A 23531-nucleotide genomic window follows, 5' to 3' on the forward strand; every position below is an offset into this window, starting at 1 on the left:
GGTGCGGCGCAACGGCGCTGTAACACACTTCGGGCTTCTCCTCAAGTAGTGCGCTTCGGCGCCGGGTGTGCGAGTGTGTTCCTTCGTGCGTGACCGTTCCCCCTCAGCCCGCGTCGTTTCCCGGGTCGCAGCAACCGCCTGTCTCCTCGCCGCCGCGGCCGTCCTGTCCCCTGGCGTCCCCGTGCTGGTCGCTCCCGCCCAGGCCGCGCCCCCCGCGCTGACCCAGGTGTCGGGCTTCGACGCCGACCTGAGTTCCCGGATCGCGCGGGCCGACGCCTACCTCGCCGGGCGCCCCGGCGTCACCGGCTACGTGCTGCGCGACCGGCAGACCGGCGGCGTCTACGCCAACGAACACGCCGAGAACCAGGTGTGGACCGCCTCCACCATCAAGCTGGCCATCGCCGCCGACCTGCTCAACCGCGCCCGGGTCGGCGCCATCGGCCTGTCCCCCGCGGACCGCGCCAATATGGAATCGATGCTGGCCACCTCCAACGACCAGGCCGCCGACATCCTCTGGAACAAGTACATCGGCTTCGACCGGATGGCCTACAACAGCGCCTTCCGCGCCTACGGCATGGTCTCGCTGATCCCGCAGCCGACGGCGACCGCGCTGTTCCCGGACTGGTCGTTCCAGAAGTGCACCGCCGCCGACCTCGACCGGCTGATGAACAACATCCTCGACACCATGCACCCCGACGACCTGGCCTACCTGCTCGACCGGATGCGCTCGGTGGACTCCAACCAGCACTGGGGCGTGTGGGGCGCGGGCTCGGCGATGCGGCCTGGCCTGAAGAACGGCTGGTCGGCCGAGGCCGACGGCTGGGTGGTCAATTCGGTGGGCGTGGCCGGTGACAACGAGCGCTACACCCTGGCCATCATGAACTCCCTCGGCAACGAGGGCGGCTACACCGAGGGCGCCGAAACCGACACCAGGCTGGCCGAGATCCTGCTTGCCGGTCGCTGACCTGCCCATCCCGTATCCTCGATCAGGTCTAGCGCCTGATCAAGATCGGATCCGGGATCTCGTGGCGACGTGGCCTCCGGAGCCGACTACGGTTGAACCCGTCATCACATCGCGGGGCCCGCCCCAGTCTGTCGAGGAGCAGGACGATGAGCACTCAGTCTGTCGGGAATGGTCGGCACCGCGTGGTGGTGATCGGGTCCGGGTTCGGCGGCCTGTTCGGGACCAGGCACCTGCGCCGGGCCGATGTCGAGGTCACCCTCATCTCCAAGACCTCCACCCACCTGTTCCAGCCGCTGCTGTATCAGGTGGCCACCGGCATCCTGTCCACCGGCGAGATCGCGCCGGCGACCCGGCTGGTGTTACGCAAGCAGAAGAATGCCCAGGTACTACTCGGTGAGGTCGTCGACATCGACCTCGCGGGCAAACAGGTCACCTCGCGTCTGCTCAACCGCGACACCGTCACCCCGTTCGACAGCCTGATCGTCGCCACCGGCGCGCAGCAGTCGTACTTCGGCAACGACCACTTCGCCACCTTCGCGCCCGGCATGAAGACCATCGACGACGCGCTCGAGCTGCGCGCGCGCATCCTCGGCTCGTTCGAGCAGGCCGAACTGGCGACCACTCAGGAGGAGCGCGACCGGCTGCTCACCTTCATCGTCGTCGGCGCGGGCCCGACCGGTGTCGAGCTGGCCGGGCAGATCGCCGAACTCGCCGATCGCACTCTCGACGGCACCTTCCGCACCATCGATCCCCGCGACGCGCGCGTCATCCTGCTCGAGGGCGCGGGCGCGGTGCTCGGCCCGATGGGTCCCAAGCTGGGCGCCAAGGCCGCCAAGCGGCTGGAGAAGATGGGGGTGGAGATCCAGCTCAACGCCATGGTGACCGATGTCGACGCGCACGGTGTCGTGGTCAAGGACGCCGACGGCAGCACCCGCCGGATCGAGGCGATCTGCAAGGTGTGGTCGGCCGGTGTGCAGGCCAGCCCGCTGGGCGCGATGATCGCCGAGCGCTCCGACGGCACCGAGGTGGACCGGGCGGGCCGCGTCGTCGTGGAGCCCGACCTCACCGTCAAGGGTCATCCCAACGTGTTCGTGGTCGGCGACCTGATGTCGGTGCCGGGTGTGCCGGGTCAGGCGCAGGGCGCGATCCAGGGTTCCACCTACGCGGCCAAGGCCATCAAGGCCGGGCTCGAGGGCCAGACCCCGGCCGAGCGCACGCCGTTCAAGTACTTCAACAAGGGCTCGATGGCGACGATCTCGCGCTTCGACGCGGTCTGCCAGATCGGCAAGCTCGAGTTCAGCGGTTTCCTGGCCTGGCTGGCCTGGCTGGCGCTGCACCTCTACTACCTGGTCGGCTACCGCAGCCGGATCGTCACCGTGATCGGCTGGTTCGTCTCGTTCCTCGGCCGCAACCGCGGGCAGATGGCGGCCACCGAGCAGTGGCTGTTCGCGCGGCTGGCGATCGAGGAGGTCAACGCCGATCGGGCCGAAGCCAAACAATTGGCCGCCGAGCTGGGCGAGCCAACCACCGGGAACGGCAGACAACCCGCCGAGCGCGAGGTCGGCTAGCTCCGAGAAAGACGACAGGCCGCATGGTTCATCACGAACCGTCCGGCCTGTTTCGTGTGTCCGGACACCAGGATTCCGGGATGTCCGCGTTTCGGACCCATCCGGGTCCGGCGCCGGTCCGAATGCCGGAGGTCATATGTGTGACCAATCCCCCGGATGAAAGGCGATCTATGGCGACGGGGAAACACAGGGCGCCGAGCCCGCAGCGACAGCGAGTCGGTTCGGTCGTCGCGGCAGGAGCGGTCCCCCTGGTCATGGCCCTGATCGGCACGGGCACCGCGAACGCCGATCCCGCGCAGACGGCGGTGACCCAGCCCGAGCATCCGGCCGGACCGGAGTTCGACGCGGTGGCGCCCAACGCCACCCCCTATGTGGGACCGCAGATGCCTGCCAACACCCGCAGCTCGCTGCAGTGGTCGCGGACCGGGCCGGAGACGGACTACCTCTCGCCGGTGGGCACCTTGCACGCGCCGACGCCGGTCGCGCCGGTGCCGCCGATCCTGCCGCCGCCCGGCCAGTTCCGCTTCGGTGACCAGCTGGTCCCGGTGCCGGACTTCGTGCCGGTCGACACCTCGATTCAGATCAACGACGCCGCCGCCCACACCGAGGCCAACCTGGCGACCTTCCTCGACTCGGTCGGTCTCGAGCGCAGCCGCTCGGACAGGATCGCCTCCTCGACCCTCGGCTCGGCGGCTCGTGGCGCGGCGGTCGGCTCGACCGTGGCGATCCCGTTCGCGATGATGGCGAGCACCGGCGGTGCGGTGGCCGGGCTCGTCGCCGGTATCCCGTTTCTGCCGATCGGCCTGGTCGCGGGGCCGATCCTGGGTGGCATGGCCGCGTACATGGCGGTGTCGGTGCCGATCACCGTCGTCGGCGCCGGGGTCGGTGCGGCAGTGGGTGCGGCGAGTGGATTCCTTGCGCCACCTCAGGCGGCGGCACCCGGCACGGTGGACGCCGGGGCAATGGACGCCGGGGTGGAGCTCGTCAGCGCCTGAGCGATCGTTCACGAGTGGGAGCCGGGTGACCTACCCGGCTCCCACTGCTGTCCTCAGCGGACGCCGAGCAGCTCCGGTGCCGTGGCATGCAGACGGGCACTGGTCCGGGTGGCCAGCGAGCCGCCGGCTGCCAGCGGCAGCCGCACGTCGTCCAGGCTGCCCGCCCAGGCCGGGCGGTCGTCGGGATAGACCAGTTCGCTGTCGAGCGCCCGTCGCGCGCTCAGCCGATCGTCGGTCGCGGTGGCGGCACCGAGTGCGAGCCGGTGCCGCAGCAGCGGGATCTCGCCGAGGTCGGCGCACAGGTCACCGCGCCAGCCGCCACCGTCCTCGCCGCTGCGTCCCAGCTGCACACGTTCACGCAGGCGCAGGCGCGCGTCCGGCGCCACGTGCACGGTGGTCACCGTGTGATGCTGCGCGCCGCCCGCCACGATCGTCGGTTCCGGATCGAAGTCCAGTTCCGCGCCCGCACCGACCTCGAACCGCCAGTGCGCCACCGACAGTGGTGTCCGCGTGCTGGGCAGCGCGATGGTCGCCGCGACCGAGCGCACCACCAGCCGCGCGCCGGGGCGCACCACGATCCGGATGTCGAGTTCGTCCCCGCCCAGCGGGGTGGCGGCGGTGCCGATCAGGTGCACGGTGTCGGCACCGGTGTGCCGGCCGGCCAAGCCGCCGACCGCGTCGATGCGCGGCAACCTGCCCGGTTCGGCGACGATGCTCAGTTCAGTGCGCAACGCCGGCGGCCGCGTCCTGCTCGGCGGCCGTGCGCAGCTGCTCGCGCACCCAGGCCAGCACGGGGGTGGCGGCGGGGTCCTCGGTCAGCGACACCAGCGCGGTCGGGCGGTTTTCACGCACCTTGGCTGCGTCGCGTTCCATCACGCCCAGATCGGCGCCGACCAGCGGCGCCAGGTCGGTCTTGTTCACCACCAGCAGGTCGGAGAAGGTGACGCCGGGGCCACCCTTGCGCGGCACCTTGTCGCCACCGGCCACGTCGACGACGAAGATCTGCGCGTCGATCAGGCCGGAGGAGAAGGTCGCGGTGAGGTTGTCGCCGCCGGATTCCACCAGGATCAGATCCAGCGGCGGGTTGGCCGCGACCAGGTCGTCGATGGCGTCGAGGTTGGCGGTGATGTCGTCGCGGATGGCGGTGTGCGGGCAGCCGCCGGTCTGCACGGCGGTGATCCGCTCGTCGGGCAGGACCGCGTGGCGGCGCAGGAAGTCGGCGTCCTCGGTGGTGTAGATGTCGTTGGTCAGCACGGCGAGGGACAGTTCGTCACGCAGCTGCCTGCACAGCGCGGCGACCAGCGCGGTCTTGCCGGAGCCGACCGGGCCACCGATGCCGATACGCAGTGCTTCCCCCGTGGCGCGGTCCCGCTTGGGCCGGTCGTGGCTGTGCTCGTGCGGTTCACCGTCGATCAGATGAGGCGGCATGGGTGGTTCTCCATTCTTGCTGGGCGGTTACGAGGCGAACAGGGGCATATCGCGGAGCAGGTGTCGTTCCGAGAGCGCGTCCTGGAGCGGATCGGAGAGTGCGGCGAGCCCGTCGGTGGCCTCGGCGGCGACCTGGTCGCACACCGGCGCCAGTCGCAGGGTGCCCGCGGCCACCGCGGCGGGATCGAGCGCGAGCAGCCGTTGCGCGGCGGTGGCGGCACCGGTCAGCGTGGTGTAGACGACCACGCCCGCGAGTTCGCGCGCCCCGGCGCCGCAGGCCACCCCGACCATCCCGAACACCGTCGACAGATGCGGACGCACACCGGCGGGCGTCCAATCATGGTGCGGCCACAGCTGTTTCGCGAGCCGCAGCAGACCACGTCCCTGTGCGCGGGAGGCGGCGCGGGCCGCGGGCGAGGGTGTCCGGGCGTCGGCTTCGAGTTCGGCGCGCTCGGGTGTGAGCGTCCCGGCGCAGACCGCGGCGGCGAGCGAGGCGCTGACCAGTCCGGCGGTGGTGATCCGGCGCCGCAGATACACCTCGACCCCGGCGGCGTCGCGCAGCAACCCCGCCGCCACCGCCTCCTCGACCCCGCCGGAATGCACGTGCCCGCCGATGGGCAGGCGCGAATCGGCGAGGGCGAGCAGTGTCGCCAAGCCCGCCGCACCCTCGTTTCGCATCCGCCGATCCTATGCAACGGGACCGGACAGCCGCCCGCTGAGGGCTGCGCACCGTCCGTGTCGGGCTCGCCCCGCCCGGCGGTCGCCTCAGCGGGTGACGCGGGCCGACCGCCAGGCCAGCACGGCCATCCCCAGCAACAGCAGAGCGCCGCAGGCCGTGGCGATGTGCATGCCGCTGACGAAGGATTCGCGCGCGGCCGCGACCAGCCCGGCGTCGCCGCCGGAGTGGACGATGGTGTCGCCCAGGGTCTCGCCGAAGTCGCCGCCGGAGCGGAAGATCAGCGCGGCCAGTGAGCCGAGCAGCGCCAGGCCCAGTGAGTTGCCCAGCTCGAAACTGGTCTCGGAGATGCCGACCGCCGAGCCCGCGCGTTCGGCCGGCACCGCCGAGACCGCCACATCCGAGACCAGCGTGAAGGAGATGCCGTAGCCGACGCCGGCGATCACCGAACCGGCCACGTACCACATCAGCCCGCCGTCGACACCGACGCCGAGCAGCATCAGATTGCCCACCGCGGACAGTGTCAGCGCGAGGGTGAACGCTGTCCGGACACCCCAGCGCAGACCGGCTTTCGCGCCGCTCATCGAGCAGACGAACACCGCGACGGCCATCGGGATGCCGAGCAGCGCCGCCTGTAGCGCGTCGCGGCCGGTGACCGACTGCAGGTAGATGCTGGTCAGGTAGCTCATCGCGGCCAGCGACATCATGCCGACGGTGCTGGCCCCGATCGCCACCCGGAACAGCGGCCGGGCGAACAGCGACAGATCGAGCAGCGGTTCGGCGAGATGACGCTGCCTGCGCACGAACAGCACCAGCAGCACGACGCCGATCGCGGCGATGCCCAGCGCGAGCAGGTCGAAGCCCTCGGCGGCGATGTGCTTGATCCCGTAGACCAACGGCAGGATGCCGCCGATGGAGAGCGCGACGCTGGGCAGGTCGATCGGGCCCAGCGCGGCCGAGCGGTGTTCGGGCAGCAGGAACGCGCCGAACACCAGCAGGATCGCCAGCACCGGGATGTTGATCAGGAACACCGAGCCCCACCAGAAGTGGTGCAGCAGCAGCCCGCCGATGATCGGCCCGACCGCCGAGCCGCCGGCGAAGAACGCGGTCCAGATGCCGATCGCGGTCGCGCGCTGCCGGGCGTCGGGGAACAGGTTGGAGATCAGCGCGAGGCTCGACGGCAGCAGGGTCGCGCCGCCGATGCCCATCAGCACCCGCGCCACGATGAGGACACCGGCGCTGGGCGCGAAGGCGGCCAGCACCGAGGCCAGCCCGAACACGGCCGCGCCGGCGAGCAGGATGTTGCGCCTGCCGATCCGGTCGCCGAGGTTGCCCATCGTGATGAGCAGCCCGGCCAGCATGAATCCGTAGATGTCGAGGATCCAGAGTTGCTGGGCGGCGCTGGGTTCCAGGTCGACGGTCAGCGTCGGCATGGCGAGGAACAGCACCGAGATGTCCATCGACACCAGCAGCACCGGCAGCAGCAGCACGCCCAGCCCGAGCCAGGCGCGGCGGCCACCGGCGACGGCAGTGGACACCGCCGGTTCCAGCTTCGTCATTCCGACATCCTTCCAGGGGTTTGCGTACGCCGTACGCGGGAAATGGGTACAGTGTACGCAGCAGTAGGCAGAAAACGGAAGTGAGTCATGGGATGACTGATGCGAAACTCACCCGCACCGCGATCGTCGACGCCGCCATCGGCCTCGCCGACGCCGACGGCCTGGACGCGGTATCGATGCGCCGCATCGCCGAGCGCCTGGATGTCGGCACCATGTCGCTGTACCGGCACGTGGGCAACAAGGACGAACTCATCGCGGCCATGACCGACGAGATCTCCGCACGCTTCCCCTACCCCGACCCGGCCGGTCAGGGCTGGACGTGGCGCGATCGGGTGCGCATCGCCGCCGAAGTGGATTGGCGGCTCTACCAGCAGCATCCGTGGGTCCTGCTGACCTTCGCGATCCCCCGCTACAGCTTCGGCCCGCAGAGTCTGGCCAGTCTCGCCTGGCTGGTCGATGGCCTGCGCGCACTCGACGTGTCGGCCCGGGAGGCCACCACCATGGCGTTCACCGTCTGGAACTACATCTCCGGTGCGAGCCTGCCGGTGGTCGGCGGTTCCCTGCTCGACCGGCAGCGCACCGCCACCGACGACACCAACGGCCTGCGCGATCTGCTCGACGGCACACCCACGTCCCCGGTGCCGCCCGCGCTGGCGGAGCTGCACGGCGCGGGCGTGAGCGAACTCACCTCCGAGGATCTGCTGTTCCTCGGCCTGGACGCGCTGTGCGACGGGTTCGCCGCCCGCGCGGCGGGTCAGTCCCGCGCGGACTTACGCCAGGCGGGCACGGTCCGGTAGGTCGCGGCCCGCAGCACCCATTCGACCGGACCGTAGGGGTGCCCGCCCAACCACCACGCGCTCAGCGCCAGCTGCGCGGCGAAGGTCAGCAGCGCGATCGCGACGACGCCCAGCGGCGCGATGTCGTCGGCAAGGGCGAAACCGTAGCCGGTGTAGACGACCATGAGCACGACCGACTGGCCGATATAGTTCGAGGCGGCCATCCGGCCCGCGGGGGCGAGCAGGGCGGCGAACCGGCCGGTGCGGGCCGATCGCGCCACCCGCAGGACGACGGCGATATAGGCGAAGGTCATCGCCGGGGCGATCAGATATTGCAGTCCGTGCAGGACGAACGGCGCGTTCCACCAGTGCATCGACTCGCCGAAGGTCGCCGCCGAGATCGGCAGCCCGAGCCCGAAACCGGCCAGCAGCACCCGCGGCGTCCAGCGGCGCACCGTCTCCGGATCTTCGAAGAGACGGCGTTTGCCCGCCGCCGTCCCCAGCAGGAACATGGCCAGGCTCGGCACACCCTGACCGATCCAGATCAGCAGCAGAAACAGCGGCGCGGTGGCGGTCTGCGCGGCGAAGGTGTCGGCGAAGGAGCCGGTGTAGTCGGCCGAGAGCTTCGGCAGATCGAAGAACTCGCCGAGGCCGAGCGTGCCGTCGTCACCGGACAGGAAACTCCACACCGACCAGAGCGGATACAGCACGGCCGCGGTGATCACGGCGGTCTTCGGCCGCATCCGGCGCAGGGCGATCAGCAGCAGGCACAGGACCGCGTACAGGGTGAGGATGTCGCCGACCCACAGCAGATACACGTGCACCAGGCCGATCGCCAGCAGCGCGGCGGAGCGCCGCAGCAACCGCCGCGCCGGGGCGGCCCCCGCGCGTTCGGCGGCGGCGATCTGCAGGGTGAACGAGTAGCCGAACAGGAAGGCGAACAACAGGTAGAACCGGCCGGTGAACAGGGCGTCGACCGTGGCGCGCACCACCTGGTCGACGGTGCCGTCGAACAGTGACACCGGATCCTCGCGCGTGCCGACCGCGCTCCACAGCGTCGTCGCCACGATCACATTGGTGATCAGGATCCCGAACAGCGCGAACCCGCGCAGGATATCGACCTCGGCGATGCGCCGCCCCGACGCTGCCGCCGGCGTCCGGGTCCCGATTGCCGCTGCCATGGGTCGAGGGTAGGCAACCGGTGCACTCCCGGTCGTCCACCGCGCGGCCGATACCGGGTCGCACCCCCAGGTCCTCGCGGTCCACCCTGCGGCGTATTGACTTCTCCCCCACCGGTACCCGCCGCGACGGCATGAGGGACAGTGGAGTGATGCCTACCGAGCCGCTGCCCGCCGACCGTCGTCTCGCCGCCCAGGCCCTGGCCGCCGATGATCCGACGGGGTGGTTCGAGCCGCTCTACGTCGAGGCGGCGGCGGGCACCTCGGTCGTGCCGTGGGATCGCGAGGATCCCAATCCGCTGCTGGCCGAATGGTTCGCCGGACGCTCGGGCGAACCGGGCGGCACCGCGCTGGTCGTCGGCTGCGGATACGGTACCGACGCCGAACATGTTGCGGCCCAGGGCTTCCGTACGACGGCGTTCGATGTGTCGCCGACCGCGATCGACGGTGCGCTGACCCGCTTTCCGCACTCACCGGTCACCTATACCGTGGCCGATCTGCTGGCACCGCCCGCCGCCTGGCGCGGCGTCTTCGATCTGGTCGTCGAGTCGATCACCGTGCAGTCCCTGCCGCCGCAGGTCCATGCCGCCGCCATCGCGGGCATCCGCGCCGCGCTCGCCCCGGGGGCGACGCTGCTGGTCGTCGCCGATGTCAGCGCGGCCACGCCGACGAGCGGGCCGCCCTGGCCGCTGACCCGGGCCGAGATCGAATCCTTCGGCGGGGACGACATCGCGCCGGTCCACCTCGACCTGCTGCCCCGGCCCGACATTCCCGGCCTGCACCGCTGGCGCGCCGAATTCCGGCGCGCCGCAGGGTGATCCGGGCGTCGTTCCCGGACGCGGGTGGCTCAGTGCGGTCCGGTCAGTCCGCGGCCTTGTGCAACCGCAGCCCCCACGCGGCGCCGACACAGCCCGCGATCAGCCCGATCGCGGTCGGTACCGCCACCAGGCCGATCCGCAGCGGCGAATCGGTGGTCGACGGTCCGGGCTCGATCGTCACCTCGGGCACCGGGTCCGGCAGCGGCTCGTAGCTCGCGTCGTAGACGACGAACCCGTCGATGTCGGAGGCCCACCACTCGAACAGCAGCCAGGCCGCCAGTCCGCACAGCAGGCCGAGTGCGGTGGTCGCGAAGACGGTCCGGCGCCGGGCGCCGCGCGCGTGCTGCGTAGTCACGGTCAGCAAGTCAAGCAGCCGAACCGCCCGGCGCGCGGGACCGACGCGGGCGCGGTGACAGAATGGATCGCGATCGTGCTCGTGCGGGGATTCGACACCACCACGGAGGCGGACATGCAGGCTGTTGTCATCGACCGGTTCGGCGATCCGAAGGACGTGCTCACCGCCCAGACCGTGCCCACCCCGGAACCGGGGCCGGGCGAGGTGCGGGTGGCGACGGCACTGTCCCCGATCCACAACCACGACCTGGCGATCATCCGTGGCGTCTACGGCTATAAACCGCCGCTGCCCGCCGTACCCGGCACCGAAGCCGTCGGTGTGGTGGATGCCGTCGGTCCCGGCGCCGAGGGACTCGCAGTCGGGCAGCGGGTGGCGATGGCCGGTATCCACGCGGCGTGGGCGGATTTCTTCCTGGCCCGCGCCGATCGCGCGGTCCCCATTCCCGCTTCGGTGCCCGACGAGACGGCGTGTCAGCTGCTGGCCATGCCGTTGAGCGCGCTCATGCTGCTCGACGATCTGCGGGTGCAGCCCGGGCAGTGGATCGCGGTGAACGCCGCCAACGGCGCGGTCGGGCGATTGGTGAATCTGTTCGCCCAGCAGCGCGGGGTCAAGGTGGTCAGCCTGGTGCGCGGCGCGGCGTCGGTGCGGGCACTCGAGCAGCTCGGCTACGGTCCGGTGATCGACAGCGACGTCGAGGGCTGGGCCGCGCACGCGGCCGCGGTCACCAACGGTGAACCGATCGTGCGCGGCATCGATCAGGTCAGCGGTCCGGCCGCGGGCGCGTTGATGTCGCTGCTGGCGCCGCGCGGTGAGCTGATCTCCTTCGGGGCGCTCTCGGGTCAGCCGCTGGTCATCGAGACCGGTGCGGTGATCTTCAAACAGGCGGTGGTCAAGGGCTTCTGGGGCCAGCAGCGCAGCGCGGAGATCGACCCGGCCGACTACGTCCGGCTGATCTCCGAGCTGGTCGGCCTGGCCGCCGACGGCACACTGCGCCTCGACGTGCAGGCCGAGTTCGGGCTGGACCACGCCGGTGAGGCGGCCGTGCTGTCGGAGACCCCCGGCCGCAACGGCAAGGTGGTGCTGCGCGCCGGCGCCCGCTGACCGCGCCGGGTCCGCTCAGGACACCGGCCCGTTGACCACCGCGTAGGCGAAACCGTCCCAGCCCTTCGCACCGACCGTCTGGATCACCGTCGCGTCGAGGCTGGGTTCGGCGGCGAGCAACTCGACCAGCTCGCGGCCGGCGAGCGCGTTCGGATCGGTGGTCTGCTCGTCGGCCACCGCACCACCGCGCACCACATTGTCGACGATGATCACCGAGCCGGGCCTGGTCAGCCGCAACGCCCACTGCACGTAGTTCGAGTTGTTGACCTTGTCGGCGTCGATGAACACCAGGTCGAAGGGCGCGGTCAGATCCTCGGCGACACCCGGCAGCGAATCCAGGGCCGCGCCGACACGGATCTCGACCCGATCCCCCACCCCGGCCCGATCCAGGTTCTCCCGCGCCACTTTCGCATGCCGGGGCTCGAATTCCAGGGTCACCACGGTGCCGTCCGGGCCGACCGCGCGCGCCAGCCATTCGGTGCTGTACCCGCCGAGCGTGCCGATCTCGAGTACCCGCCGCGCGCCCGCGGTCCGGGCGAGCAGATACAGGAATTTGCCTTGCGGCGGGGACACATCGATCGGCGGGAGACCCGCGTCGGCATTGGCGCTGAGCGCGGGCGCGCCCGCGTCGCCGACGAGCGTGTCCACCAGGTACCGATCGACGCCTGCCCAATCGTTGTCAGTCATGGGCGCCAGTGTGCCACCGCTACGCCTTCGCGGTCTCGACCTCGACGACACCCCGGACGACCTGGATACCTTGATGTACGAGTGTTTTCACCGAAACCAGCGCCTGCGCCATCTTGATGAGCAACTGGGAGATCGTGATCGACGCCGACGAGATCCCGAACAGCGCCCGGGAGATGAGCGCGGGAGTGGCGGTCCCGGCGGAGGCGATCAGGATGGCGGTGATCTCGGCCAGCATTCCGGCGAGGGTGGTCAGCACCTCGGTGACGACCGCCTTGACCGCTTCGACGATGCGCTTCATCCCGCCGTTGGCATCGGACAGGATCTGGGCGAGCGCGGCCTTCTCGGCGATCTTGCCGGTCAAGTCGGTGGCGGTGGCCCGATACGCCTCGGCCGCCGCGCCGGTCCACGCGCCGATTCCGGTGTCCAGTGCCGCGGCCCAGGCCTTGGCCGTCTCCTCGAGGTGGGTGGCGATCTTGCCCCAGGAGTCGGAATACGCCTGGACCATGTCGGGGCTGCCGGTGAGCGATTCCAGAGTCTTGCGCAGGGGCTCGACGTGCTCGAGCATCCAGCTCATCAGCTGCGCACCGAGGAAGTTGAAAGGGTCGAACTTCGCCAGTGTGCTGGTGCCCTTGATCGCCTTGGTGAACATGGTCACCGCCGACTTCACATCACTGGCGGTGGTCGCCGCCTTCGCGATGGCGTCGGCCTTGTCCAGGACCGATCCGTCGCCGGTCAGTCCGTCGTAGAGGCCGTAGCCGTTCTCCCAGACGTCACCGGCCAGGGTCCCCTTCAGGACGCCCCCGTTGGCCTCGTCCTCGCCCTTGCTGTTCTCCTTGAGCCCGGGCAGGCCGACATTGCTCAGAACCGGGTTGGACTCCTGGTAGTAGGTGTCGCGGTAGTCGACGCCGTCGGCGAGCAGCTCGTTCTTCGGCGCGGCCGCATCGTCGAAGGTGTTGATCGTGCCGGGCAGGGTGGTCTCGTTGAGGAACGTGCCCACCGCGTTGGGTCCGTCGGCCATGACTAGACGTTCCTCTCGATCTCGGCGGTCTTGGTCGAGATGTCGCCCGCCCTGGTCGTATCGCAGGTGTCGAAGGTGTCGGCGGCGGTGTTCAGTTTGCCCGGCATCTCACCGGTGGTGGTGTCGAGTGATTCCAGCGCACTGGTGATCTCGTCGTGCAGGTCGTTGAGCGTGATCACCGCGTACGGCTTCACCAGCAGCCCGTATCCGTCGTCGGCGTGCGCGAGGTAGTTCGCCGCTTCGAGCGCCTCACCCACACCCGCGGAGACGCTGCTCACCGTTCCCGCGTGCGTCCGGATCGCATCCGTACTCACATTCACAGAACACGTCACCCTGAGTCCTCCTCGTCGTGGTGGAGCTTGCCGATATCCGCACTGTCTCGAAAGGTTGGACGCGGCAGACCCCGATTCGGTTCCCTCGCCGCGCCGACCGGTTTCCGCGACTACTGCAGCCAGGACTTGCGCTGGTAGAAGATGTCCTCGTCGGACGGCTCCTCGGGAGCGACGACCCGGTCCCGATCGGGCTTGCGGGTGGCGGGTGCCTCCGGTGCGGTGGCGGCGGGCCAGGGGGCCGCCGGCGCGGCCGGGGGCGCGGGCGGTGCGGGCGGCGGGGTGGGGGTGGCGGGCTCGGACTCCGGATCGGGGAAACGCTCGGCGTACTGGCCGACGATGGCCTCGCCCGCTTCGTCGGTGCCGACCATGTCGTGCACCAGACCGGTGACCCGGTCGCGCAGCCGGGCCTGGGCCCGGTGCGTGCAGGCCATGAGTTCGGCCGCCACGGCGGTCGGATCCATGCCGCGGACGGCGGCGGCGAGGGTGATCGCGGTGGTGGAGCCGTTGGCGTCGACGGTGACACTGATCCGGCCGTCGGCCGAGGTGTCGGTGACGCTGACCTCGGTCATCTTGCCGTGCAGTTCCTGGTAGCGCTGCGCCTTGCGTTCCAGGTCCTCGGCCCAGCGCGAGAGCTCGTCGGCGGCGTTGTTCAGGTCGTCCATGACTGCGGTCCCCTCCTGCCGGGGCTCCCCGGCGCTACACGGCAGGGCGCACGCTGAACCGCCCCGTTCGGATCGCGCAGAGCCTAGCCCACCTCCGCGAACGCGCGACCCGCCGCCCTGACCGGGTCCACCGGACCGCCGTTAGGACTGCCACAGTAACCATGTTACTGTCGCGTACGTTCGGATCCCGTGATGCACATCATGCCGCACGGGCTCTGCGGCTCAGGACACACCCGTAACAGGGCGGGGTAACGGTTGATGGAGAGTTGTATGCAGCATTCACGCTCAGTGGCGAGCCGTGCGGCGATGACGGCACTGGTGTGCGTGGCCACGATGGCCGGTCACCTGGTCGGTGCCGGACCGGCGGCGGCCGAGCCGGTCAGCGCGTTCTACATCCCGCCCGCGCAGCTGCCCGAGGCGCCCGGCGCGATCGTGAAGACCGCGCCGATGACGATTCTCGCGACCCCACCCACCGCGGCGGGCTGGCCGACCCAGGCACAGCACGTCATGTACACCTCGCGGCTGCAGGACGGTTCGCCGGTCGCGGTGTCGGGCACCTACATCGAGCCGGCCAACCCGTGGCAGGGGCCAGGGCCGCGCCCGACCGTGGTGATCGGCCCCGGCACGTCCGGCCAGGGTGACCGCTGCGCGATGTCGGTGGCGTTCTCGACCGGCGTCTCGGTGACCGCCGATCCGGCGCTCGGGCTGTCGGCCAACCAGGAACTGCCCTCCTCGGCGGTGTGGAGCGCGCTGGGCGCCCGGGTACTGATCACCGACTACATCGGCCTGGGCACCCCCGGCATCCACACCTACGCCAACCGGATCGAGAGCGGCCACGCCATTCTCGACGGCGCCCGCGCGGCCAATGCCCTCGGCGGTGTCGGCCCGGAGACCCCGCTGGTGCTGTGGGGCTACTCCCAGGGTGGCGGTGCCACCGCCGCGGCGGCCGAGATGGCGCCGGACTACGCGCCGGAGCTGAATCTGAAGGGCACCTGGGCCGGCGGTCCGGTCGCCGATCTGAGTGAGATCCTGAAGCAGATCGACGGCGCGCTGATCGGTGGCGCGATCGGTTTCGGGATCAACGGCATGCTGGCGCGCTACCCCGAGCTGCAGGCGGCGGTGGACCGGGTCGTCTCGCCCGAGGGCAAGGCCACTCTCGCCACCCTGAGCGATTCGTGCGTGGCCGACCTGATCTTCTACCACCCGTTCCTGCGGACGAACTCGCTCACCGTGGACGGCCGTTCGCTGTCGGAGCATCTCGCCGAGATGCCCGAGGCCGCACCGGTGCTCGCCGAACTGCGGCTGGGCAGCCGCGCGCCTGCCACCCCGGTGCTGATCACCAGCGGCCGCAACGACGACACCGTCCCCTACGGTCAGGCCCGTCGCCTCGCCGAGGACTGGTGCGCCCAGGGCGCCACGGTCACCTTCCGCACCAACGAGCTGCCGCCGATCATGCCGGGCTTCACCATCCCGAACCACTTCGGCCCGGAGATCATCGACGGTTTCGGTCCCGACAACGCGGTGACCTACCTGCTCGACCGGCTCGCCGACAAGCCGGTCAGCGGCTGCTCGATCGACTGAGTTCAGCCCATACCCCGATCGCCGGTCCCGCACACGCGGGGCCGGCGATCGGCGTTTCCGGTCTCAGAAGAGGAAATAACGTTGGGCCATGGGCAGTTCGGTGGCCGGTTCCTCGGTCCAGATCTCGCCGTCGATGCGGACGGTGAAGGTATCCGGATTCACCTCGATGCGCGGCATCGCCTCGTTGTGCGGCATGTCCGCCTTGGTGACCCGGCGGACGTTCTTGACCGGCACCAGCTTTCGCCGCACATCCAGGCGGTTCGCCAGGCCGTCCTCGATCGCCTGCTCGGCGACGAAGTGCAGCGAGGTGGCCGCCGCGGCGGGCGCGGCGGCGCCGAACATCGGCCGCGGCAGCACCGGCTGCGGGGTGGGAATCGAGGCGTTCGCGTCGCCCATGGCCGCCCACGCGATCATCCCGCCCTTGAGCACCGCGTGCGGGCGCACGCCGAAGAACGCCGGGTCCCACAGCACCAGATCGGCGAGTTTGCCGACCTCGACCGAGCCGATCTCGTCGTCTAGGCCGTGCGAGATGGCCGGGCAGATGGTGTATTTGGCGATGTAGCGCTGCACGCGCAAGTTGTCGGCGGCGCCGTCGCCGGGCAGGGCGCCGCGGCGGCGTTTCATCACGTGCGCGCTCTGCCAGGTGCGCATCACGACCTCGCCGATGCGGCCCATGGCCTGGGAGTCCGAGCCGATCATCGAGATGGCGCCCAGATCGTGCAGCAGGTCCTCGGCGGCGATGGTCGACGGGCGGATCCGGGACTCGGCAAAGGCCAGGTCCTCCGGGATCGACGGGCTCAGGTGGTGGCAGACCATGAGCATGTCGAGGTGCTCGTCGAGGGTGTTCACGGTGTGCGGCCGGGTCGGGTTGGTGGAGCTGGGCAGCACATTGAGATGTGCGGCGACGGTGATGATGTCGGGTGCGTGCCCGCCACCCGCGCCTTCGGTGTGATAGGCGTGGATGCCGCGACCGGCGATGGCGGCGAGGGTGTCCTCGACGAAACCGGCCTCGTTCAGGGTGTCGGAGTGCAGCGCCACCTGCACGCCCGCCGCGTCGGCGACGGTCAGGCAGGCGTCGATCGCGGCCGGAGTGGAGCCCCAGTCCTCGTGCAGTTTGAACCCGGAAGCGCCGCCGCGCAATTGCTCCCACATCGATTCGTGGCTGACCGTGTTGCCCTTGCCGAGCAGCACGATGTTCATCGGCCAGTGATCGAGGGCTTCCAGCATCCGTGCCAGGTGCCACGAGCCGGGAGTGACGGTGGTGGCTTTCGAGCCTTCGGCGGGGCCGGTGCCGCCGCCGATGAGGGTGGTGATGCCGCCGCCGAGCGCTTCGTCGAGCAGCTGCGGGCAGATGAAGTGCACGTGGCAGTCGATGGCGCCCGCGGTGAGGATGCGGCCGTTGCCCGCGATGATCTCGGTCGACGGCCCGACGACGAGATCGGGGTGCACACCGGTCATCGTGTCGGGGTTGCCCGCCTTGCCGAGGGCGCAGATGCGGCCGTCGCGGATGCCGACATCGGCTTTGATGATGCCCCAGTGATCGATGACGATCACGCCGGTGATCACGGTGTCGGGCGCGCCGTCGGCGCGGGTGGCGCGGGACTGCCCCATCGACTCGCGCAGCACCTTGCCGCCGCCGAAGACCGCTTCCTCGCCGGCCAGGCCGGGGCCGCCGCTGCGGTCCTCGGTGATCTCGACGATCAGGTCGGTGTCGGCGAGGCGGACCCGGTCACCGGTGGTCGGGCCGAACAGTTCGGCGTAGCGGGCGCGGCTCAGTTCGGTCATCGGTTCTCTCCCGAGGTGGTCGCGTCGAGGTGGCCCGGTGCGGGCGTACTGATGCCGTACACCTCGCGGGTGCCGCCCAGCGGGACCAGCGAGACCCGTTGCGCCAGGCCGGGTTCGAATCGCACGGCGGTGCCGGCCGGGATGTCGAGCCGGTGGCCGTGCGCGGCGGCGCGGTCGAAGTCGAGGGCGGCGTTGGCCTGCGGGAAGTGCACGTGGCTGCCCACCTGCACCGGCCGGTCGCCGGTGTTGACGACCTCGAGTTCGACGCGCACCGCGCCCGCGTTCAGTTCGATCGTGCCCTCGGCACAGAGGTATTCACCGGGAATCATGGGCGTCACCTATCCGATCGGGTGGTGCACGGTGACGAGTTTGGTGCCGTCGGGGAAGGTCGCCTCGACCTGCACGTCGTGGATCATCTCGGGCACACCCTCCATCACGTCGGCCCGGGTGAGCACCGACCGCCCCGAGGACATCAGCTCGGCGACGGTCCGCCCGTCACGCGCCCCTTCGAGCACGTGATCGGTGATCAGCGCGACCGCCTCGGGATGGTTGAGTGCGAGCCCCCGTGCCTGCCTGCGCCGGGCCAGTTCCGCCGCGTAGCTCAGCAGCAGCCGTTCCTGCTCGTGCGGCGACAGGCGCATCGGGTCTCTCCTCGGCGATCGACTAGGCGGATGACCAGATATTCTGGCATGTCCGTCCCGAACCCGCCGCACAGCGGACCCCACCGCACGGACCCGCTCGCGCACCGGTGGGGAAAACCGGTGGAGGCCAGGCGAACTCGTGGGTACCGTCGCCGACATGCAGGAACATTCCGGGCTGTTGAACGTGGTCGATATCGAGGCCACCTGCTGGACGGGTTCGCCCCCACCCGGCCAGACCAGCGAGATCATCGAGATCGGCCTCACCGTCGTCGATCTCACCACCCACACGCGCGTGAGCAAGCACGGCATCCTCGTGCGCCCCACCCGCTCCACCGTCGGCGAGTTCTGTACCGAACTGACCGGCCTGACCCAGCAGCAGGTCGACACCGGCGTCGACTTCGCCGAAGCGTGCCGGATCCTGACGACGGACTTCGCCGCAGGGACCCGGCCGTGGGCGAGCTGGGGTGACTACGACCGCAAGCAATTCGTCGTCCAGTGCGCCGAGACGGGCGTGCCGTATCCGTTCGGCAGCCAGCACACCAATGCCAAACAGGTCTTCGCCGAGTCCTACGGCCTGCGCAGGCGCCAGGGCATGGCGGGCGCGCTGGGCATCGCCGAACTGCCGCTCGAGGGCAGACACCACCGCGGCGAGGACGACGCGTGGAACATCGGCGCGCTGGTGACCCGCGTGCTCGACCGCGACGGCTGGCGGGTCACCACCGAGGGGTGAATGCGCTCAGGCGGACAGGTTCTGCAACCGGACCTGACCGCGCGCGACCGTGCGCCCCTCGGCGTCGGTGATCACCACCACCCACAGCTGCTGGGTGCGGCCGCGATGGATCGGGGTGGCCTCGCCGGTGAGCACGCCCTTGCTGACCGCGCGCAGGAAGTCGGTGTTGTTGTTGACCCCGACCACCGACCCGCGGTCCGCGAACCACACTCCGCCGCCCACACTGGCCAGCGTCTCGATGACCGTGCAGTACACGCCACCGTTCTGGATCCCGGCGGGCTGGAACAGCTGCGGACGCACCTCCCACTCCCCGCGCACCCGATCGGCGGAGACCTCGGTGTAGCGCAATCCGATCAGATCGGTGAAGGTGCCTTTGCTCGCCTCGTTCATCAGTTCGGGCGAGAGGTCGGCCAGCGACAGTTCACTCATGGACTCCGGTCTACACCATGACCTATCAGCCGCGCTCACCTGTCACCGCGAAACGATGCGGCGGACCCCGTCACAAGGACGGAGCCCGCCGCGGCATGAATGAGGGGGTCGACCGCAGCCCTCGGGACCACCGGCTCATCCGTACGCCGAGTTGAGCATAGGTCAGGCTTACCTAAGTGGTCAAGTGGGACGCTCGCTCGGCACTTCCCGGCCTGGTCGGACTATCTTCGGGGACGAATCCGGCATACGACGCACAGGAGGCTCCGGTGACCGAGGTGGCAACGGTGCTGGCCCAATTGGCGGCACTCGAAGATCCGAAGATCCGCGCGGTGAACGCCAAGCACGGCGACGATCACGCCGTGAATCTCACCAAGCTGCGCGCGGTGGCCAAGGAACTGAAGACGCAACAGGAACTGGCCGTGCGACTCTGGGCGACCGGCGACAGCGCGGCACGGCTGGTGGCATTGCTGATCTGCCGGCCGAAGGCGTTCACCGGCGACGAACTGGACGCGATGGTGCGCGCGGCGGGCACGCCCAAGGTGCACGACTGGCTGGTGAATTACGTGGTGAAGAAGAGCCCGCACGCCGAGCAGCTGCGGGTGGCGTGGCTGGCGGACCCGGATCCGGTGGTGGCGAGCGCGGGGTGGGCGCTGACCAGCGAGCGGGTGGTGAAGAAGCCGGCGGGGCTGGATCTGGCCGGGCTGCTCGATGTCGTCGAGGCCGAGATGCGGGACGCGCCGGACCGGTTGCAGTGGGCGATGAACCACACCCTCGCCCAGATCGGCATCGAGCACCCCGAGCACCGGACCAGGGCGGTCGGCATCGGCGAACGGCTGCGCGTGCTCGAGGACTACCCGACGCCGCCGGGCTGCACCTCACCGTTCGCGCCCACCTGGATCGCCGAGATGGTGCGCAGGCGCGAGGCCTAGCTTTCGCCGCTTCGCTTGCTCAACACGATCGCAATACTCCATGATCGTCGTACCTCCATGTTCCGAGGCTTGTGTCGATGTTGAGAGCTCGTTTCTGGGCGCACGACGGCCAGGGGTGGGCGCGGCGAGAGAGGCAAGATTTCGTGAGTAGTAGTCGTATTCCCCGGTGGGCCGCGCACGCGGCGATCTGCGCGGCGGCGGTCGGGGCCGCGGTGGCGGCACCGGTGCAGGCCGAACCCCTGTGGCCGGGCGGGCCCGATGTGCCCGGGGTGCCCGCCATCATTCCCGCGCCCGAACCGGAACCGGTGGTGGCGCCGTGCAGCGAGCAGGCGCGCGCGTGCCTGCAGCTGTCGACCAACAATGCCTGGCTGATGGACAACGGGAAGGTCACCTTCGGGCCCAGCCCGATGTCGCACGGCCGCCCCGGCTACGAGACCCCCACCGGCGTGTTCAAGGTCGCGTTCAAGAAGCCGTTCCACTGGAGCACGCTGCACAACGCGCCGATGGAGTACGCGGTGTTCTTCAACGGCGACATCGCCTATCACATCGGCCCTACCGAGGAGCAGTCCCACGGCTGCATCCGGCTGACCCCGGAAGGTGCGAAGGCGCACTACGACTGGCTCGAGCCCGGCGATATCGTCGAAGTCGTGCCCTGAGTTCGCCCGGCGCGCACGGGGAGGCCGGAATCCGGTCTCCCCGTGGCGTTCTCCGCGTCAGGACACCGACCCGGCGAGGGCCGCGGTCAACGCGTCGAACAGCCACAGCTGTGCCGCCCCGGAGGGGACGGGGTCACCGGTGATGGCGCCGGTGAGCCGCCAATAGCGGCGGACCCGGTGATCGGCGCCCGCGGCGTCGGCGAGGAGTCCGCGCCGGAAGTCCGGGGTGTCGCGGCGATCGCGGGCCTCGGCATGGATGCCGACGTAGTGATCCAGTTCGGGTCCGGGGCCCGGCGGGTCGCCCGCGGCGACCCGTGGCGCCACGGCGACGCAAGCATCGGCGATATCGAGCAGCAGGCGGCGTTCGTCGCGGATCCCCGGGGTGCGGCGGTGCCGGATGGTGTCGTAGACGGCCTGAGATACCGCCGGATCCGTCACTGTCGCCAGCAGTTCGGCGTAGGCGACGAGCTCCTCGGGGCGTGCGTCCGCGGTCAGCTCGGGAACGTTCATGTCGAGGAAACCGTCGATCGCCGACGCGGGCAGCGGCCGCAGCTGACCTCGCCAGAACGACACGAGCACATCGCGCGCCGCCCGCGGATCGGCCACGGCGGCGAGCATGTGCACGTAGTCGGCCTGGCGCGCGGGCGCGGCCGACTCCACCGCGCACAGCAACGCCTTGCGGCGGCGTAAGGCCGCGAGTTCGTCGTCGACCGCCCCGCGTTCGGCGGCGATCACCTCCCCGATCGAGCGCGTCCCGCGCAGCACGTCCTCGATGGCGGCCAGGCCGATCCCCAGGGTGCGCAGCCGGCGCAACAGTGTCAGCCGGTCGACCGCCGCGGGATCGAACACCCGATGGCCGGTGCTCGTCCGCGCGGCATCGAGCAGCCCTTCGTCGCAATAGAACCGGATGGTGCGCACCGCCACGCCGGTCCGGGCGGCGAGCTCCCCGATCGTCAGCAGTGTGTTCTGGGTCACTGTCGCTGGCACCTCCACCTCGGTGGAGTTCCTACGGTAGGCGACGACACCGACCGAAGGAGCACATCGTGACCACCCAGCCCCCGACCACCGAGATGATCTGGCGGGCGGTGGCGCGCGACCGCGCCACGCTCGTCGAACTGCTGGACGGCCTGCCCGAATCGGCCTGGGACACCGCGTCGTTGTGCGACGGCTGGCGGGTCAGGGATGTGGTGGCGCACCTGGTGCTGGCCACCCGGGTCACCGTCGGGGCGCTGGTGGTGAATCTGGTTCGGGCGCGCGGGAACGCCGACCGGATGATCCGCGACACCGCGATCCGCCATGCCGAGCGGACACCGACCGCGCGGCTGCTGGCCGAACTGCGCTCGACCGTGGACTCGCGGGCGATTCCGGTCGGCACCACACCCCTCGACCGGCTGATGGATCTGCTGGTGCACGGCCAGGATCTCGCCGTGCCACTGGGCATCGAGCGGGTGATGCCGGCCGACGCGGCGCGCTGGTCGCTGGAGCGGGTGTGGACGATGGGTGCGCCGTTCCACGCACCCACCCGGCTGGCCGGATACACGCTCACGGCCACCGATACCGGCTGGACCGCGGGCGCCGGCCCGGCGGCGATCACCGGCACCGCCGGGGAGCTGCTACTCGTGGTCACCGGCCGGATCGAGCCGGAACGGCACCGTCAGCCACTCCAGGGGCATTGACGATCCGGGACGGGGAACGGGGCCGTTCGCCGGGGGCGTGACGTGGTTGGACGTCTGTACAGGTCACGGCCGGGGGTGTTGTGACGGACACCAACGGCCACCCGCGACTCCACTGGGAAACATCCGTCCGGAACTTACCTGAAATAAACGATTTTCATCCCGGGCGAAATCCGCCGGGTCTACGTTACCCACATCACATCAGAGATCTGATTGTGATCACGTTCCGATCATCGGATTATGCAAGGAGATTCACCATGGGTTCGCTGACCGAGTTGATGATGGCCGCCATTGCGGGAATCGGTTCCGCCGCCGAGGGCGATGGCCTCCTCGGCGTATTCCTGGGCTCGGTCGAGGCCTTCTTCCCGTAAGCCGGAATTCATCCGAAAAATTCGATCGGACTCGATGAGGGGTCCGATCCTCTTCACCGAAGGACAGAGCACATGGGATCTCTCTACGAATTGCTGCAGACCGGCGCGGGCAGCCTCAGCGAGGCCGCGCTGCCGTTCGTGCAGGCGCTGATCTCGGCGAGTGGCGGCACACCCACTCCCGGCAAGTAGCACCGGACGAAACACCACGGGGGCGGACTGCGCAACAGTCCGCCCCCGTCTCGTTGCACGACACATCGGTGGTCGGCAATAGCTTTCCGGCATGACTATGCAGCAAGCGGAAGACGGACCGATCCGCTACGGAATCAACGGGCGATGCCCCGAAAAATCGGGGCAAGACGGCACCAGCAACTTCCCCGTCGCCTACCGCAACCCTTCCGGATCCGAACCCACACCGGCCTCGCCTCCTCCAGATGCCGAACCCACCAGCAGGCCATCAGTCGCAGCTCAGCACCGACGACGCAGAAATCCATCCCCCTTGACACGGCCTCCTGGGAACATCTCCGTTCGCAGCGAAACCGGCCCGAATTCGCTGCAACCACTGGTCACACCTAGCGCGGCGGCGCCGTATCGCAACCGCTGAGCACCTTCCATCGGGAAA

The 23531-nt window shown here is 69.9% G+C and carries 26 protein-coding genes; 11 read left to right on the forward strand and 15 right to left on the reverse strand.

All coding sequences use genetic code 11. The features are described from left to right. The first annotated feature begins 85 nt into the window (after window positions 1-85). The 3 genes from ACFXK0_RS10040 (at window position 86) to ACFXK0_RS10050 (ending at window position 3527) form a co-directional block, all read left to right on the forward strand. Window positions 86-964: a tat pathway signal sequence gene (locus ACFXK0_RS10040; RefSeq protein ID WP_379409665.1), complete on the forward strand. Its 879-nt coding sequence runs from the start codon at window positions 86-88 to the stop codon at window positions 962-964. 146 nt (window positions 965-1110) lie between these two features. Then, window positions 1111-2532, forward strand: a complete 1422-nt coding sequence (locus tag ACFXK0_RS10045; protein WP_379409666.1) for an NAD(P)/FAD-dependent oxidoreductase — start codon at window positions 1111-1113, stop codon at window positions 2530-2532. A gap of 254 nt (window positions 2533-2786) precedes the next feature. After that, window positions 2787-3527, forward strand: coding sequence for a hypothetical protein (locus ACFXK0_RS10050; RefSeq protein WP_379409667.1), 741 nt, complete (start codon window positions 2787-2789; stop codon window positions 3525-3527). A 53-nt stretch (window positions 3528-3580) separates the two neighbouring features. Here ACFXK0_RS10050 and ACFXK0_RS10055 read toward each other — a convergent pair whose 3' ends face one another. From ACFXK0_RS10055 to ACFXK0_RS10070, 4 genes are all read right to left on the reverse strand, one after another. Next, window positions 3581-4258 carry an urease accessory protein UreD gene (locus ACFXK0_RS10055; RefSeq protein WP_379409668.1) on the reverse strand — a complete coding sequence of 226 codons (678 nt, stop codon included), beginning with the start codon at window positions 4256-4258 and terminating at the stop codon, window positions 3581-3583. Next, window positions 4248-4955, reverse strand: coding sequence for an urease accessory protein UreG (gene ureG / locus ACFXK0_RS10060; protein ID WP_379409669.1), 708 nt, complete (start codon window positions 4953-4955; stop codon window positions 4248-4250). The genes ACFXK0_RS10055 and ureG overlap by 11 nt, the downstream gene beginning before the upstream one ends. 27 nt (window positions 4956-4982) lie before the next feature. Continuing rightward, entirely contained in the window at window positions 4983-5633 is a 651-nt protein-coding gene (locus ACFXK0_RS10065; RefSeq protein WP_379409671.1) for an urease accessory protein UreF, read from the reverse strand. A gap of 87 nt (window positions 5634-5720) precedes the next feature. After that, window positions 5721-7190: an MFS transporter gene (locus ACFXK0_RS10070; RefSeq protein ID WP_379409672.1), complete on the reverse strand. Its 1470-nt coding sequence runs from the start codon at window positions 7188-7190 to the stop codon at window positions 5721-5723. 92 nt (window positions 7191-7282) lie between these two features. Here ACFXK0_RS10070 and ACFXK0_RS10075 point away from each other — a divergent pair, with 92 nt between their 5' ends. Beyond that, entirely contained in the window at window positions 7283-7987 is a 705-nt protein-coding gene (locus ACFXK0_RS10075; protein ID WP_379409673.1) for a TetR/AcrR family transcriptional regulator, read from the forward strand. Here the strand turns inward: ACFXK0_RS10075 and ACFXK0_RS10080 are convergent. Beyond that, window positions 7945-9147, reverse strand: coding sequence for a DUF418 domain-containing protein (locus ACFXK0_RS10080; protein ID WP_379409674.1), 1203 nt, complete (start codon window positions 9145-9147; stop codon window positions 7945-7947). The genes ACFXK0_RS10075 and ACFXK0_RS10080 overlap by 43 nt on opposite strands. Window positions 9148-9296: 149 nt before the next feature. Here ACFXK0_RS10080 and ACFXK0_RS10085 point away from each other — a divergent pair, with 149 nt between their 5' ends. Next, on the forward strand, window positions 9297-9962 hold the full coding sequence (locus tag ACFXK0_RS10085) for a class I SAM-dependent methyltransferase (protein WP_379409676.1): 666 nt from the start codon (window positions 9297-9299) through the stop codon (window positions 9960-9962). Window positions 9963-10005: 43 nt separating this feature from the next. Here ACFXK0_RS10085 and ACFXK0_RS10090 read toward each other — a convergent pair whose 3' ends face one another. Further along, window positions 10006-10317 (reverse strand): hypothetical protein, encoded by a 312-nt coding sequence (locus ACFXK0_RS10090; RefSeq protein WP_379409677.1) that lies wholly within the window; start codon window positions 10315-10317, stop codon window positions 10006-10008. Between the two features lie 54 nt (window positions 10318-10371). Between ACFXK0_RS10090 and ACFXK0_RS10095 the strand changes: the two genes are divergently transcribed. Continuing rightward, window positions 10372-11418, forward strand: a complete 1047-nt coding sequence (locus tag ACFXK0_RS10095; RefSeq protein ID WP_379409678.1) for a zinc-binding dehydrogenase — start codon at window positions 10372-10374, stop codon at window positions 11416-11418. 15 nt (window positions 11419-11433) lie between these two features. Here ACFXK0_RS10095 and ACFXK0_RS10100 read toward each other — a convergent pair whose 3' ends face one another. The 4 genes from ACFXK0_RS10100 to ACFXK0_RS10115 form a co-directional block, all read right to left on the reverse strand. Further along, window positions 11434-12105, reverse strand: coding sequence for an O-methyltransferase (locus tag ACFXK0_RS10100; RefSeq protein WP_379409679.1), 672 nt, complete (start codon window positions 12103-12105; stop codon window positions 11434-11436). 19 nt (window positions 12106-12124) lie between these two features. Beyond that, complete coding sequence (locus tag ACFXK0_RS10105) at window positions 12125-13123, reverse strand: hypothetical protein (RefSeq protein WP_379409680.1); 999 nt, start codon at window positions 13121-13123, stop codon at window positions 12125-12127. 2 nt (window positions 13124-13125) lie between these two features. Next, window positions 13126-13437, reverse strand: a complete 312-nt coding sequence (locus tag ACFXK0_RS10110; protein ID WP_379409681.1) for a type VII secretion target — start codon at window positions 13435-13437, stop codon at window positions 13126-13128. 128 nt (window positions 13438-13565) lie between these two features. Next, entirely contained in the window at window positions 13566-14117 is a 552-nt protein-coding gene (locus ACFXK0_RS10115) for a YbaB/EbfC family nucleoid-associated protein (RefSeq protein WP_379409682.1), read from the reverse strand. A gap of 270 nt (window positions 14118-14387) precedes the next feature. On the opposite strand from ACFXK0_RS10115, the gene ACFXK0_RS10120 reads away from it, so the two are divergent. Beyond that, entirely contained in the window at window positions 14388-15698 is a 1311-nt protein-coding gene (locus ACFXK0_RS10120) for a lipase family protein (protein WP_379409684.1), read from the forward strand. A gap of 63 nt (window positions 15699-15761) precedes the next feature. Here the strand turns inward: ACFXK0_RS10120 and ACFXK0_RS10125 are convergent, their stop codons facing one another. Genes ACFXK0_RS10125 through ACFXK0_RS10135 form a run of 3 tightly spaced genes read right to left on the reverse strand, consistent with a single transcriptional unit; the run spans window position 15762 to window position 18124 of the window. Beyond that, the gene (locus ACFXK0_RS10125; protein WP_379409685.1) at window positions 15762-17483 is read right to left on the reverse strand and encodes an urease subunit alpha; all 1722 of its coding nucleotides are present in this window, start codon (window positions 17481-17483) and stop codon (window positions 15762-15764) included. Continuing rightward, window positions 17480-17812, reverse strand: coding sequence for an urease subunit beta (locus ACFXK0_RS10130; protein WP_379409686.1), 333 nt, complete (start codon window positions 17810-17812; stop codon window positions 17480-17482). Before ACFXK0_RS10130 ends, ACFXK0_RS10125 begins: the two co-directional genes overlap by 4 nt. 9 nt (window positions 17813-17821) lie before the next feature. After that, window positions 17822-18124 (reverse strand): urease subunit gamma, encoded by a 303-nt coding sequence (locus ACFXK0_RS10135; protein ID WP_379409688.1) that lies wholly within the window; start codon window positions 18122-18124, stop codon window positions 17822-17824. A gap of 157 nt (window positions 18125-18281) precedes the next feature. Between ACFXK0_RS10135 and ACFXK0_RS10140 the strand changes: the two genes are divergently transcribed. Next, the gene (locus ACFXK0_RS10140; protein ID WP_379409690.1) at window positions 18282-18854 is read left to right on the forward strand and encodes an exonuclease domain-containing protein; all 573 of its coding nucleotides are present in this window, start codon (window positions 18282-18284) and stop codon (window positions 18852-18854) included. Window positions 18855-18860: 6 nt separating this feature from the next. Here ACFXK0_RS10140 and ACFXK0_RS10145 read toward each other — a convergent pair whose 3' ends face one another. Continuing rightward, window positions 18861-19244, reverse strand: a complete 384-nt coding sequence (locus ACFXK0_RS10145; protein WP_379409823.1) for a PaaI family thioesterase — start codon at window positions 19242-19244, stop codon at window positions 18861-18863. Between the two features lie 305 nt (window positions 19245-19549). Here ACFXK0_RS10145 and ACFXK0_RS10150 point away from each other — a divergent pair, with 305 nt between their 5' ends. Both ACFXK0_RS10150 and ACFXK0_RS10155 read left to right on the forward strand, forming a co-directional pair. Further along, the gene (locus tag ACFXK0_RS10150; protein ID WP_379409691.1) at window positions 19550-20212 is read left to right on the forward strand and encodes a DNA alkylation repair protein; all 663 of its coding nucleotides are present in this window, start codon (window positions 19550-19552) and stop codon (window positions 20210-20212) included. Between the two features lie 143 nt (window positions 20213-20355). Next, window positions 20356-20868, forward strand: a complete 513-nt coding sequence (locus ACFXK0_RS10155) for a L,D-transpeptidase (protein WP_379409692.1) — start codon at window positions 20356-20358, stop codon at window positions 20866-20868. Window positions 20869-20925: 57 nt separating this feature from the next. On the opposite strand, the gene ACFXK0_RS10160 is transcribed toward ACFXK0_RS10155, so the two are convergent. Beyond that, on the reverse strand, window positions 20926-21843 hold the full coding sequence (locus ACFXK0_RS10160; RefSeq protein ID WP_379409694.1) for a MerR family transcriptional regulator: 918 nt from the start codon (window positions 21841-21843) through the stop codon (window positions 20926-20928). Between the two features lie 68 nt (window positions 21844-21911). On the opposite strand from ACFXK0_RS10160, the gene ACFXK0_RS10165 reads away from it, so the two are divergent. After that, window positions 21912-22544 (forward strand): maleylpyruvate isomerase family mycothiol-dependent enzyme, encoded by a 633-nt coding sequence (locus ACFXK0_RS10165; RefSeq protein WP_379409695.1) that lies wholly within the window; start codon window positions 21912-21914, stop codon window positions 22542-22544. Window positions 22545-23531: the final 987 nt, after the last annotated feature.

Source organism: Nocardia sp. NPDC059177, from assembly GCF_042755165.1.
In the GTDB taxonomy this organism is placed as follows: domain Bacteria; phylum Actinomycetota; class Actinomycetes; order Mycobacteriales; family Mycobacteriaceae; genus Nocardia.

Bases quoted from the DNA above. Each gene is read 5' to 3' on its own strand.
- ACFXK0_RS10045 (WP_379409666.1), top strand. From the start codon at position 1,111: ATGAGCACTCAGTCTGTCGGGAATGGTCGGCACCGCGTGGTGGTGATC.
- ACFXK0_RS10050 (WP_379409667.1), top strand. From the start codon at position 2,787: ATGGCCCTGATCGGCACGGGCACCGCGAACGCCGATCCCGCGCAGACG.
- ureG (WP_379409669.1), bottom strand. From the start codon at position 4,955: ATGCCGCCTCATCTGATCGACGGTGAACCGCACGAGCACAGCCACGAC.
- ACFXK0_RS10065 (WP_379409671.1), bottom strand. From the start codon at position 5,633: ATGCGAAACGAGGGTGCGGCGGGCTTGGCGACACTGCTCGCCCTCGCC.
- ACFXK0_RS10070 (WP_379409672.1), bottom strand. From the start codon at position 7,190: ATGACGAAGCTGGAACCGGCGGTGTCCACTGCCGTCGCCGGTGGCCGC.
- ACFXK0_RS10075 (WP_379409673.1), top strand. From the start codon at position 7,283: ATGACTGATGCGAAACTCACCCGCACCGCGATCGTCGACGCCGCCATC.
- ACFXK0_RS10080 (WP_379409674.1), bottom strand. From the start codon at position 9,147: ATGGCAGCGGCAATCGGGACCCGGACGCCGGCGGCAGCGTCGGGGCGG.
- ACFXK0_RS10085 (WP_379409676.1), top strand. From the start codon at position 9,297: ATGCCTACCGAGCCGCTGCCCGCCGACCGTCGTCTCGCCGCCCAGGCC.
- ACFXK0_RS10100 (WP_379409679.1), bottom strand. From the start codon at position 12,105: ATGACTGACAACGATTGGGCAGGCGTCGATCGGTACCTGGTGGACACG.
- ACFXK0_RS10105 (WP_379409680.1), bottom strand. From the start codon at position 13,123: ATGGCCGACGGACCCAACGCGGTGGGCACGTTCCTCAACGAGACCACC.
- ACFXK0_RS10115 (WP_379409682.1), bottom strand. From the start codon at position 14,117: ATGGACGACCTGAACAACGCCGCCGACGAGCTCTCGCGCTGGGCCGAG.
- ACFXK0_RS10120 (WP_379409684.1), top strand. From the start codon at position 14,388: ATGCAGCATTCACGCTCAGTGGCGAGCCGTGCGGCGATGACGGCACTG.
- ACFXK0_RS10125 (WP_379409685.1), bottom strand. From the start codon at position 17,483: ATGACCGAACTGAGCCGCGCCCGCTACGCCGAACTGTTCGGCCCGACC.
- ACFXK0_RS10130 (WP_379409686.1), bottom strand. From the start codon at position 17,812: ATGATTCCCGGTGAATACCTCTGTGCCGAGGGCACGATCGAACTGAAC.
- ACFXK0_RS10135 (WP_379409688.1), bottom strand. From the start codon at position 18,124: ATGCGCCTGTCGCCGCACGAGCAGGAACGGCTGCTGCTGAGCTACGCG.
- ACFXK0_RS10140 (WP_379409690.1), top strand. From the start codon at position 18,282: ATGCAGGAACATTCCGGGCTGTTGAACGTGGTCGATATCGAGGCCACC.
- ACFXK0_RS10145 (WP_379409823.1), bottom strand. From the start codon at position 19,244: ATGAACGAGGCGAGCAAAGGCACCTTCACCGATCTGATCGGATTGCGC.